At 41.3% G+C, this 12,024-nt stretch carries 10 protein-coding genes; 7 read left to right on the plus strand and 3 right to left on the minus strand.

The annotated features are described in order from the left end of the window. Nucleotides 1–6: 6 nt before the first annotated feature. The gene (locus CA600_RS01830; protein WP_094868629.1) at nucleotides 7–396 is read right to left on the minus strand and encodes a winged helix-turn-helix transcriptional regulator; all 390 of its coding nucleotides are present in this window, start codon (nucleotides 394–396) and stop codon (nucleotides 7–9) included. A gap of 225 nt (nucleotides 397–621) precedes the next feature. Between CA600_RS01830 and CA600_RS01835 the strand changes: the two genes are divergently transcribed. The 3 genes from CA600_RS01835 (at nucleotide 622) to CA600_RS01845 (ending at nucleotide 4,031) form a co-directional block, all read left to right on the plus strand. Then, nucleotides 622–1,158: a sigma-70 family RNA polymerase sigma factor gene (locus CA600_RS01835; protein ID WP_094868630.1), complete on the plus strand. Its 537-nt coding sequence runs from the start codon at nucleotides 622–624 to the stop codon at nucleotides 1,156–1,158. Further along, nucleotides 1,151–2,272, plus strand: coding sequence for a DUF4179 domain-containing protein (locus tag CA600_RS01840; protein WP_094868631.1), 1,122 nt, complete (start codon nucleotides 1,151–1,153; stop codon nucleotides 2,270–2,272). Before CA600_RS01835 ends, CA600_RS01840 begins: the two co-directional genes overlap by 8 nt. A gap of 187 nt (nucleotides 2,273–2,459) precedes the next feature. After that, complete coding sequence (locus CA600_RS01845) at nucleotides 2,460–4,031, plus strand: ABC-F family ATP-binding cassette domain-containing protein (protein ID WP_094868632.1); 1,572 nt, start codon at nucleotides 2,460–2,462, stop codon at nucleotides 4,029–4,031. A 2-nt stretch (nucleotides 4,032–4,033) separates the two neighbouring features. On the opposite strand, the gene CA600_RS01850 is transcribed toward CA600_RS01845, so the two are convergent. Next, nucleotides 4,034–5,839: a cache domain-containing sensor histidine kinase gene (locus tag CA600_RS01850; protein WP_094868633.1), complete on the minus strand. Its 1,806-nt coding sequence runs from the start codon at nucleotides 5,837–5,839 to the stop codon at nucleotides 4,034–4,036. A 4-nt stretch (nucleotides 5,840–5,843) separates the two neighbouring features. Continuing rightward, entirely contained in the window at nucleotides 5,844–7,439 is a 1,596-nt protein-coding gene (locus CA600_RS01855) for a response regulator (RefSeq protein WP_094868634.1), read from the minus strand. Between the two features lie 294 nt (nucleotides 7,440–7,733). On the opposite strand from CA600_RS01855, the gene CA600_RS01860 reads away from it, so the two are divergent. From CA600_RS01860 to CA600_RS01875, 4 genes are all read left to right on the plus strand, one after another. Next, a complete protein-coding gene (locus CA600_RS01860; RefSeq protein WP_094868635.1) occupies nucleotides 7,734–9,125 on the plus strand; it encodes an ABC transporter substrate-binding protein in 1,392 nt (463 codons plus the stop codon). A gap of 126 nt (nucleotides 9,126–9,251) precedes the next feature. Continuing rightward, the gene (locus CA600_RS01865) at nucleotides 9,252–10,148 is read left to right on the plus strand and encodes a carbohydrate ABC transporter permease (RefSeq protein WP_440962122.1); all 897 of its coding nucleotides are present in this window, start codon (nucleotides 9,252–9,254) and stop codon (nucleotides 10,146–10,148) included. A gap of 12 nt (nucleotides 10,149–10,160) precedes the next feature. Then, complete coding sequence (locus tag CA600_RS01870) at nucleotides 10,161–11,048, plus strand: carbohydrate ABC transporter permease (RefSeq protein ID WP_094868636.1); 888 nt, start codon at nucleotides 10,161–10,163, stop codon at nucleotides 11,046–11,048. Between the two features lie 56 nt (nucleotides 11,049–11,104). Further along, nucleotides 11,105–12,022: a dihydrodipicolinate synthase family protein gene (locus CA600_RS01875; RefSeq protein ID WP_094868637.1), complete on the plus strand. Its 918-nt coding sequence runs from the start codon at nucleotides 11,105–11,107 to the stop codon at nucleotides 12,020–12,022. The last annotated feature ends 2 nt before the right edge of the window (nucleotides 12,023–12,024 follow it).

Here is a 12,024-nt window from a genome sequence, read left to right on the forward strand (position 1 = left end):
CACTAATTATTTATTTAAAATGTTGTCCTCCAGAACAGCATATTTATCGCCATACTGCTTAATGATATGTTGTTCTCCCCAATTACAGAGAGAAGTCAAAATATCGCTTAAACTATCCCCATACTCGCTAAGCTCATATTCCACTTTTGGCGGAACCTGATTGTATACGATTCGGTTGATGATTCCATCAGCCTCTAACTCTCGAAGCTGCTGTGTCAACATTTTTTGAGTAATGCCTGGCATCAATTGTTTCAATTCTGATGTGCGTTTTTTGCCATGCGTTAAATGACAAAGAATTACGCATTTCCATTTTCCTCCGATGACTTCGAGTGTGGCTTCAACAGAAATATTATATTTTTTCTTGACGGTTGATGATGTTGTTGGTGTTGTTGTCATGATAGCCTCCAATGTATGGGCACTTTTTAGTGCCTATGGTACTTTTAAGTGCGTACTATTGATTATGTCCAATTTTATCTATCATAACATTTATCGTTCATTTTTTATAGGATGTTATAATCTTAAAGTGCTCAGCCCCAAAAAAGTTAATACAAAAAAAAACCGTTTCTAAACCTTCTCCGTCTTAATCTATGAGAGGTTTAGGAGAGGGGGCTAGGGAAGGATATGACAATGACTAATGCAGAAATGAAGAAAGTAACGATTCTTGATGCACTTAGCGAGACGGATTTCTACGATTCCATATTAGTACATAGAGAACAACTATACAGTATTGCCTATAGCTACTTGCGTAACCGGAATGATGCGCTTGAAGCGATGCAGGAAATGACTTGCCGGGCCTGGATCAAAAGAAAAACATTAAAGGATCCCAAAGCGTTCAAATCATGGATCATTCGGATCCTGATTTATGTCTGTATAGATGAACAAAGACGCAGAAAACGTTCCATGCCACTTGTAGACGAGAGAATCGGTGAGCGGGTTACGCACATTGGCCATCATCGGATGGAAATGTTGTGGGCACTCGAACAGGTTAAGCCCAAGTATCGCCATGTGCTGCTGCTTAAATACTACAACGATATGACCTTAAGCGAAATCGCTAACATTCTGGATAAACCTGAAGGAACGGTCAAGACATGGCAGCATAAAGGACTCAAGCAGTTAAGAATGATCATTAAGAATCGGGGTGATTGGAACCATGAGTAGTCAGGAGGAGCTTGCCATGTTAATCGATGCTGAACGAATCCCACAGGAGCAAAAACAAGAGAGTGCAGCCGCACAAATCTATGCCATTCAAGCAGGACTCGAACTAGGTAAAAAGCGCGGAAAAAAGCTAGTGCTCGCTAGAAGCGCTATGGCTGTACTGACTGCATCTGTTTTGATTGCAGGTTTACTCTTCTTTAATCCAACCCAATGGATGCCTCAACAAGCCTCTACAAGTATTGAATCAAGTGATTGGGGTGTACTGGAGCCTTTTAAAAAGTTGGCTGAATCTGATGTGGATGCCCTTACGTTAGAATCTGCTATTCGAAACGATTATGTGCAAATCGTGAATAAGAGTGCTGAGAAAAACGGATATAAAATCACTCTAAATGCTGTAATCGCTGATGAAAATAAAATTATACTGCTGTATACAGGGAATACAAGTGATGGTCAGGAAATTTACGATGTGAATAGTGTATGGCTGACAGATGCTGTGACGGGACAGAGTGTAGTGGATAAAAATGGGAGTAGAGGTGGGATGGGTTTACATGCTGTGGATAGTATTTATACATGGCTCGGAAAAACTATCTATCCACTAGATAAGAATAAAGCATTTCCAAAAGAGTTGGTGGCGAATTTTCAGATTGCATCAGTGGACCCAGGAATGCTAGCAAAACCAAAAACGGGAACGGACCTAGCTGACATGCGCTATTCTGATCGTTTAAAGGTGAGCTTCGCTATTGATTCGAAATTTTGGGAGCAGAAGACCGAGACAGTAGTTCTAAATCAGCCTTTTTTGATTGACGGGCATGAAGTGAATCTTGCACAGGTGGAGCTATCTCCTTTAAGTATAGTAGTTGAATTTACGTTAAGCGAGGCATTAAAAACCGATTGGGAGATCAGGAATGAAATTTTTGGAGAGACGCCTAGTGAGTTGACATCACGGATTGGGAAACACGAAATGAAAAATAATTCGATTGGCGGTAGTGGCAGTGAGGATGGCTTTATAAGTTACTTCAGCAGTAATGTTTTGGATCACCCGAAATCCTTGCGTTTGAAGCTTGATACGGGGCCTGATCGCGAGAAAGAAGAGTATATTGATATTCTGAGAAAATAAGCAACAAGTGATGAGAGTGAGAATGTGCTGGAATTCGTAATGCAGATAAAGGTTCGCTGACAGCGACCTTTTTTTGTTTTCTAGAAGATTAAATATGATTATAAAGTCCTTTTTTAAAATAGTGCTATAATAGCTCTTTGAGTGTTCTGAGCTGTATTTTGATCTATATGAACTAGGGGTGATAGATTTGAGCGTAATCCGTATGGAGAACGTAACTAAGAAATATGAGAATACTTTGATTTTTCGAGATATATATTTTCGAGTGAGCAAGGGTGAACGAATTGGGTTAATCGGACGAAATGGTGCGGGGAAGTCTACTGTTTTTAAACTGATGATGGGAAAAGAGGAGCCAACAGCAGGGAAAGTAGAGTTAGATCCCAATGTGAAGATCAGTTATTTCTCTCAATTCTCGGAGCTTTCCGGGTCCTTGTCTGTACAACAAGAGTTAGAATTGTGCTTCGAGCAGGTAGCGCTCATCGAACAGGAGCTTAACCAAATCGGGGAACAACTTGGGCAAGTGACGGATGATGACCAGATGAATACACTTTTAGAGCGGCAAGCAGCGCTTTTTGAACAAATGGATCATTTGGATGGCTGGAATGTATCTGTAGAAATCAACACTGTTCTGACGAAGTTGGGCTTCAATGAAAGATCACGGCATCAACCTGTTGATGAGTTATCGGGAGGCTGGAGGAACCGTGCAGCACTGGCTAAAGTCTTAATTGAAATGCCCGATGTCGTATTGCTCGATGAGCCTACTAACTTTTTGGATATCGAAGGGATCGTATGGCTGGAGCAGTGGCTGCACCGTTTTAATGGGGCGATGATTCTCGTCTCCCATGACCGGCAATTTATTGACAGAGTAGTCACGCGGACGATAGAAATCGAGAATTATCATTTTCAGGAATATGAAGGCAATTACACCGACTATGTTCGTAAAAAGAAGATGCGCAAAAAGGTGCTTGATCGTCAATTCGAGTGGGAAGAAGAGCTGCTGCTTATGGAGTCGGAGGCCATTGAAACTCGCGGGACCAAAAAATCCTCTAAGGATCGTTTATCACGTAAGCTGACCGATATGAAAAAACGCGTGGAGCCTCATCCAGTGAACGTGCTGATCACCGATATCTATAGTAATTTACGGTTTCCGGACAAGCTTGGTGAAGTGAAGGGAATTGGACAAAGCTATGATGGTCGGACGATATTCCAGAACATTAGCTTTGATATTCAAAAGGAAGATCGGATAGCTATTGTGGGGCCTAACGGAAGCGGGAAGTCGACACTTATTAAGGTATTGACTGGGCAAGAAGAGCCTGAAACGGGTGAAGTGATATGGGAACGCGGAGTTAGCTATGCTTATTTCAATCGCATGTGGGATGAACTGGATGTTAAGGATACTGTCAGTCATGCCGTCAATGTGTATGGGCTGGGACTTGACGCTCCGCGGAAAAAAGTGAACAAATTCTTATCGATGCTGCAATTCTCAGAAATAGATCTGAGCAAAACGATCGGCAGTCTGTCAGGTGGACAGCAGGCCAGAGTAGCGTTAGCGAAATGCCTTCTCTCTGGCGCGGCTGTCATTATTTTGGATGAACCAACCAATCATTTGGATTTGACGAGTATTCAGGTGATGGAGCAGGCACTCATTCATTTCCCGGGGGCCGTAGTTACCGTCAGTCATGACCGCTTCTTCATCGATAAAATAGCAACGAAAATGCTTACCTTCGATCCTGAAGCAGGAATCACTGAGCAGAATGTTTAGGATTATGCTGGGAGCCGGAGGACCACCGTCGTTCCTTTTCCTACTTGACTGGTGATTTCAATTCCGTACTGTTCACCAAAATGAAATTGAATACGATCATGAACATTTTTTATACCAATATGATCTTCATCTAGGGTGTCTGATGGTTGAGAGAGACGAAGACGTAACTGTTTAAGTTTCTCTTCATCGATACCAATTCCGTTATCTTTAACGATAATTAGCATGTCATCCCCCGAAATCATCGTGGAGACTTCAAGGAGACCCGGTTCACTTCGACACTCCAGTCCATGGACGATAGCATTCTCAACGATGGGTTGAAGGGAAAAGTGCATGACTTTAATGATTTCGGTATTAGGTTCTAGCTGTTCAATATATTGAATTTTGTCCCCGAAACGTAATTGCTGGATCTTTACATACAACCGGACGTGCTCAAGTTCTTCTCGCAAGGTTACGGTTATCTTTCCGGTCTGGATATGAATCCGAAACAATCTACCTACAATCCCCACCATTTCGCCAATCTCTCTTTGCCCATTAATGATGGCTTTCATTTGAATAGATTCAAGTACATTCGCAAGGAAGTGTGGATTGATTTGGCTTTTAAGGGCGCCATATTGAGCTACTTTTTGCTGTGCTTTGGCCATAGAAGATCGCTCGATATAATTTTGCAGGTCTTTCACCATTTTACGGATTCCATTGTATAGAACACCAAACTCATCTTGACGATTACTATACAAATCCACATCAAAGTTCCCCATCCCCACCAGCTTGACCTTTCGGCTTAAGAGAATAATGGGCTTAGTGACACGCTCCGATAGGATATACATGAATAAGATCGCAGTGACAAGCGACAAGAGCGCTAAGGTTAAAATGATTTTTCCGAGAAAAGTAGCTTGCTTAGTCATTTCTTTTTCATCAATATACTGAATGACCTTCCAGTTGGAATAGGGAGACGTAACAAAGTTAATGTACGAGTCCTTATCGTCAAAAGTACCATAAAAGCTCCCCGTATCATTGCTCATAAAAGTATTAAGCGTCTGAGGTTCTATAGGGATGGGCTGTAAGGGTGACGTCTCCATGATATCAGAGCTGTAAACACTACCGCCCTTATCGTCTAAAATAATGAATTTTCGTTTGCTATTCTCCGAGAGCTTTAAGATTTCCCGTAATGAATCCAAACGGATATCGATTAACATGACGCCTATGGGCTGTTTGCTTCCTTTTTTATTGATCACCCGGGCGATAGAAATGACGGATTGTTTGGAATTGGTGCGATAGAAGGGGACATGGCTGCCAAACAGGATCACCCCGCCTTTTTTCTGCTGGGTCTGTAAATACCAATCCTCATGCGTATAATCCTTCACATCATAATCCGCACGGTTGAAATTGGCAGAGTAGAATACACGCGATCCTGCAAAAATCTGCACACTATCCACATTTTTAATTGTCATCTCAATCCCGCTGATGAAATGCTCAATCGTGTTTCCGTACTGAATATTCAGGTCGTTTCCGACGTCGTCTTTATGGATCGTCCAATGCTCCAGTGCGGTTTGGAGCTGGCTATCTACCTGTGCGTTCAGTGTCCCTTTATCAATGCTTTGAAGATATTGGTCAATATTAAATGATAGGTTATTAAGGATCAGATTAGAGCTGCTCTGATATTCATTTTTGACGGCTTGGTTTGAAAAGATATAAATGATTGCGGATATGATCAGGAGTGGAATGGTAATGGTCAAGATCATCAGCATGAAAATTTGACGATTGACATGTCGCATCCGGTATCGTCGCTTGGGTTGCTCAATCTGCATCATTTGGTCACCAGCCTGATTGTTTTCTATAGTCTGATGGGGTCATATTCGTGATACTTCGGAATGTTTTAACGAAATGCTTATAGCTTTTATAACCACACATCGTACAGACATCGGTCACTAGAATCTCCGGTTTTTTTAAGCATTCCTGCGCATATTCCATCCGGATTTCAGTTACAAATCGCATATAGTTCTTATCGAGTTTCCGCTTGAAGAGGCGGCTTAAATAAGATGGATTATAGAAGAATCGATCTGCTACCATCTGCAGAGTCACGTCTTGATCAATATTTTCTTTTATGAAGGATTTAATATGTTCGAAGATGATCACATCCTGTTGGTGGTTATGCGTCAGACCTTCGGTATAAACAATCCCTAAATGAATCATCCATCTGCCAAGCCAGTCGAAAAGCGTCTCAAGCGAATCGAAATCATCCACAAAGGTAAGGTTCAGGAGCTTTTCGCTGTACACACCTTCGATATGGATGTGGTTTTTATTGGCGAAGCGGATGATAACACTTAGGATTTCATGAAGAAATGCGAGCCAGTAATCAGGAGAAGAGACATCAGTTTTACTTAGAATATCTTGAGCCAGACGGTGCATTAGCTGAAGCGTCTCTTGTTCGTTAGCACTTTCTATGCAGGAAATCATTCGTTTCTTATCATTCTCATCTAGTTGAATCAGGGAAGGTTTCATAGAATTTGAGTTTTCTATCCATTGTGGCACATAGAATAACCTGCAATCTATTTTGTAAAAGCGTTGATATAACATTCGATCAGACTCGTGCAGCAAAGTATTTATTTGTGCAGGGTTCTCCGTCGTCTTACCTATTACTAAATAGAGGCCTAGGTGATGTTCTAGCGTAAGCGCCTTCAGATATTGGTCAATTCGTGTCTGCACTTGAGCTTGTAGAGGGAAGTTGTCAGTAGAAGACGGAGATCCCAATACAATAAGACCATAGAGCTTTGTCTTTAATGAATATGTAAAAATAGAGTGCGGTGTAGTGGCAAGCAGATACTCGCCCACTGCGTTATGAATAAACTTCTCCGCATTTTCTCTCATAGGGATACCTGTCAAAACAAAGGGCAGATAAAGATAGTAGTTACTGTTGAAATTACATAGTTTATGAATTAGAGCATCATCGATTACTGCATCTTCTTCTTCTAGTAACAGTTTTACAAATTGTGCTCCTTCCAGCGTGGAACGTTTTAATCGGTCTTGCCGCTTTAGCTGAAGCTTGTTTATACATTTTTGTATTATTAGAAGGCTTTCTTCGTATTCCAAAGGCTTAAGCAAAAAAGCATGTACATTCCCTAGTTGTATAGCCTTCTGAGCGTATTGGAAATCGTTGAATCCCGTCAAAATGATAAATAATGTATCAGGAAGCAGATCACGAATCTGCTCAATCATTTGAAGCCCATCCATTTCAGGCATCCGGATATCGGTGATCACCAAATCGGGCTTTTCACGTAGTGCGGTGGCTATGCCTTCTTTTCCATTCTCTGCTTCAATAATGTTGTGAACCCCGAGCTCCTCCCAAGCAAAATAATGTTTTAAGCCTGTTCGAATTAATGGCTCATCCTCTACAATCATTAGTTTGTACATGAAATCCCTCCGGAAGACTAGAATTATAGTGGATCATTCGTTAGGAAATGTCATTTGATGTAAGATTAAAAGGGTTACATTAAGGCGGAAAAGTGAAAAATTATAAATTAAATTGTTAATAAGTGGTATGTGTAATGTATTATAACATTGAAGAGGTACAGTTTGAAGGGATATGTCAGAAAAGAACCCTAAAAGTAAAAGGAGTGGGATTCTCCTGAATTTGCAATTGATTTATGATTAGCGCAAGGAATAAGAGCCGTACTCTATTCCACAAAAAATAATTGGGGGTAGCACATGAAAGCAATGAAAAAAGGGCTAATGAGTATTGTTGGTGTCGCACTTTTAGGTACACAGTTAGTTGCATGTGGAAATACGAACACAGCGAATTCAGCAGTTACACCAAGTAATAATGCTGACAAGACAGAGCCCGCAGCAACTGAAGTTGCTGCTAAACCAGTAGAAATTACTTGGTGGAATTTTCCGAGCTTTCAAGCTTTAGATGGTGAAGTAGGCAAGTATGAGAAGGAAATCATTGCAGCTTTTAATGAGAAGAATCCTGAAATTAAAGTTAACCTTGAGATGATCACCTTTGAAGGCGGCCCAGAAAAACTGAATGTCGCAATTGCTTCGAATACTGCACCCGATGTGATCTATGATGCGCCTGGACGGATTATCGATTGGGGTAAAAAGGATTTGCTTGCACCGCTTAACGACATGGTGACGGATGAAGTGAAGAATGATATTTCAGAAGCTTTTTGGAAGCAGTCAAGTGTAGGCAACAACATCTTTATGTACCCGATCAACACAGCACCTTTTATGATGGCTGTTAATAAGTCTATTTTTGAAAAGATTGGCGCGCTAGATTTACTTCCTCTGGATAAGGAAGATAGAACCTGGACGTTTGAAGAATATAAAAAGGCGTTGGAAGCCGTACAAGAAAAGGCACCAGACGTTATTCCTACAGGATTCTTCGCGAAGAGCCAAGCTGGAGACCAAGGCACTCGCGCTTATCTTGCTAACTTAGGGGTATCCCGATTCTTAAATGAAGATAACTCAGCAGTCGCTATCAATACTGATAATGCTGCTAAAGCGTTAGATTGGATTGTCCAAGCTACGAAAGATAAACTCAGTGTCTCCGGTGCAGCTTCACTTGCGGCTGCTGATGTGAACGACTTATTCCTGCAAGGGAAATTGGCCTTTACACTTAACTATTCCGCGGTACTAAAAGCACAGAACGTATCTAAAAAAATGGTACAGTTCGAAGACATTCTCCTTCCATTCCCTACACTAGATGGTTCGGAACCTAAGCTTGAGCCTTATCTGGGTGGTATGGCTGTATTCAATAATGGGGATGAGGCTAAAATCGCAGCATCCAAAAAGCTGATTGATTTTATTGCTAATGATCCTGTATGGGGTAAGAAAAACTTGATTCAAACAGGAGGTCTCTCGGTTCGTAATTCGATTACTGGTCTTTATGACGATCCAGAATATAAATACGCTGAATATGCTCGTAAGTTTACGACAGATGCACCAACGATTGCCGATGGGTATGCAGATATTCGTACGTTCTGGTTCCCTGAATTGCAACGTGCTTTAACTGGAGGCGCAACCGGCAAGGAAGCTTTGGATAGTTTTGCTACGAAGGCTAACGAAGCGATTACTAAAGCAAAAGCAGCTATGAAATAAAAAGTGAATGGTGTTTAAAAGAATAGAGTGCGGGAAGCACTCTATTCTTTTTAAAAAAATGAATATTTACAAGCTACGCACCTTATAAATATCATTATTTTTCATCAGAGAAATGGGGAGAAGGTTGTGGGGACAACGGTACGCAAAATTAAAGGTTATGTGATACGCGACTGGATGATGAGTTATCTTTTCTTATTACCAGCGTTTGGATTTTTTCTTCTGTTTGTAGCCTACCCGATGATAAAAGGGGTTTATATTAGTTTCTTTGATTACTCGTTGAGAGATTTTAGCTTTATTGGTCTCGATAATTATATTTCTTTATTTAAAGATGATAATTTCATGAAGTCCATGGGAAATACTTTATTACTCGTAGTGATCACTGTACCAATCGTGATTATCTTTTCACTGTTTGTTTCAATGAATATCTATAAGAAAAAAGAGTTTGCCAGATCATTTTTCCGCGGTGTGTTCTACTTGCCAGCCGTATCTTCGGTCGTAAGTATCACCGTTGTGTGGGGCTGGATTTATCATCCCAACTATGGAATTCTGAATTATTTAACAGGTTTGTTTGGACTGGAGCCTGTTTCATGGCTAGGGGATACAAGAACCGCGTTACTTGCGATTATTGTGGTTTTAATAACGACTTCTGTAGGGCAACCGATCATTTTATATGTGGCATCTATTGGTAACATTCCTACCTCTTACATTGAAGCAGCAGAGATTGATCGAGCAACCCCTTGGCAAATTTTCCGGAAAATATTATGGCCGATGCTGATGCCAACGAACTTATATATTATCGTGATTACCACGATTAATACCTTTCAGTGCTTTGCACTGATTCAACTCCTTACCTCAGGTGGACCTGTATATAGCACCTCAACCGTTATGTATGGTGTATACGAACAAGCCTTTATGTTAGGTCATTTCGGATATGCCTCAGCCATGGGTGTCATACTCGCAATTGTAATTGGGATCATTTCTATCATTCAATTCAAATACTTTGGCAGCGATGTTGAGTATTAAGGAGGGGACAGCATGAATTCTACAAATCCACTAGAACTGAAAGCACCTATTGTCCGGCCTAAGAAAGCAAGCGTATGGAAAAAAGAATTAACAATACCAAAAATAATAGCTACCATCCTGTTGATATTGGCTACACTATTTTTTATCTTTCCTTTTTATTGGGTAGTTTCAGGGGCCTTTAAACTTCAAACGGTAGCCACGACTATCCCACCGGAGTGGTTTCCATTAAAGCCGACGCTTCAGAACTGGACAGAATTATTTAAGAATCCCGTAGAACGCTGGATGTTTAATAGCTTTATTATTGCTTTTGCAGAAATGGCTGCGATCTGTATTGTCTCTTCCTGCGCCGGATATGTTCTCGCAAAGAAATCATTTCCAGGACGAGGAATTATCTTCACGATGTTTGTTGCCGCTATGGCATTGCCTAAGCAAGTGATTCTCGTTCCACTGTTTACGATGTTAGCTGACTTTGGTTGGGTCAATACGTATAAAGGGCTTATTTTACCGGCAATTGGTTGGCCATTTGGAGTTTTTCTGATGAAACAGTTCGCGCAGACGATTCCGGGTGAGCTGATTGAAGCGGCTAAAATTGACGGTAGTTCTGAAATTCGATTATTTGGAACGATCATTTTACCGTTATTAAAACCAGCAGTTGGTGCACTAGCCATATTCACCTTCATCACTTCGTGGAACGATTATTTCAGTCAGCTTATTATGACGAGATCAACTTCGATGATGACCTTGCCTCTTGGGGTAGCGACACTTCGAGGTGAATTTACAACGAACTATGGACTGCTAATGGCAGGAGCTGCGTTAGCTTCGATTCCTATGATTGCCATTTTCTTAATGTTTCAAAAAGCATTCACACAAGGAATTACGATGGGCGCTGTTAAAGGTTAGTTTCTCATAACAACGTAAATTAACAATAGTGATTTAAACGACGGAGGCTATTATCTATGAAATCATATGATCTTGAAGCTTTTAAAGGCATTATTATCGCTTTGTACTCCAGTTATGATGCCGAGGGGAATATCAATAAAGAAGGGGCGCGGAAATTAGCTCGTCATTATGCTTCTACAGGTGTGAAAGGTCTTTATGTTGGCGGAAGCTCAGGCGAAGGCATGCTGCAATCGGTAGAGGAACGCAAACAAATGCTCGAGGCAGTCATAGCAGAAGTAGGAGATGAGCTTACGATCATTGCTCACGTAGGTGCTCCATCTACAAGAGACAGTGTTGAGCTAGCTGCACATGCTGAATTAGTTGGCGCACATGCGGTATCGGCTGTTCCAGCGATCTATTACCGCCTATCTCCGGATAGTGTTGAAAGTCATTGGCAAGCGATTATTGACAGCACCTCGCTTCCATTTATGATCTATCACATCCCGCAAACTACAGGTTTTCAATTATCGAAAAGCTTGCTGATCAAGATGGCAGCTCAGGTTAAAGTGATCGGGGTGAAAATTTCGGCGGAGAGCACATTTGAGCTTCAGCAGTTTAAAGCCGCAGGCGGGAAGGATTTTTTAGTATTGAATGGACCGGATGAGCAGTACTTGGCTGGCCGCAGTATCGGGGCTGATGGCGGGATTGGTGGAACCTATGGGGTTATGCCTGAGCTATTTTTAAAAGTTGAACAATGTTATGGGCAAGGTGATATGGCTGAGGCACAGAAATGGCAGTTCATCATCAATGATCTCATTGTAGAATTATTATCCTTTCCATCATTATATGGTGCATGTAAAGCAATTCTGAGTTTGCGTGGATTTGAAACGGGCCTACCGAGAATGCCACTTCTACCCATCAAGGCTTCGGATCAGGATCGGGTGGAAGCTCTCAACAATAGAATATTAGAGTATATTCTTGAAGCGAAGGGATAGGG

The organism is Paenibacillus sp. VTT E-133280 (assembly GCF_002264385.1).
Classification (GTDB): domain Bacteria; phylum Bacillota; class Bacilli; order Paenibacillales; family Paenibacillaceae; genus Paenibacillus_AQ; species Paenibacillus_AQ nitricinens.

Bases quoted from the DNA above. Each gene is read 5' to 3' on its own strand.
- CA600_RS01850 (WP_094868633.1), bottom strand. From the start codon at position 5,839: ATGATGCAGATTGAGCAACCCAAGCGACGATACCGGATGCGACATGTC.
- CA600_RS01870 (WP_094868636.1), top strand. From the start codon at position 10,161: ATGAATTCTACAAATCCACTAGAACTGAAAGCACCTATTGTCCGGCCT.
- CA600_RS01830 (WP_094868629.1), bottom strand. From the start codon at position 396: ATGACAACAACACCAACAACATCATCAACCGTCAAGAAAAAATATAAT.
- CA600_RS01855 (WP_094868634.1), bottom strand. From the start codon at position 7,439: ATGTACAAACTAATGATTGTAGAGGATGAGCCATTAATTCGAACAGGC.
- CA600_RS01835 (WP_094868630.1), top strand. From the start codon at position 622: ATGACAATGACTAATGCAGAAATGAAGAAAGTAACGATTCTTGATGCA.
- CA600_RS01840 (WP_094868631.1), top strand. From the start codon at position 1,151: ATGAGTAGTCAGGAGGAGCTTGCCATGTTAATCGATGCTGAACGAATC.
- CA600_RS01860 (WP_094868635.1), top strand. From the start codon at position 7,734: ATGAAAGCAATGAAAAAAGGGCTAATGAGTATTGTTGGTGTCGCACTT.
- CA600_RS01875 (WP_094868637.1), top strand. From the start codon at position 11,105: ATGAAATCATATGATCTTGAAGCTTTTAAAGGCATTATTATCGCTTTG.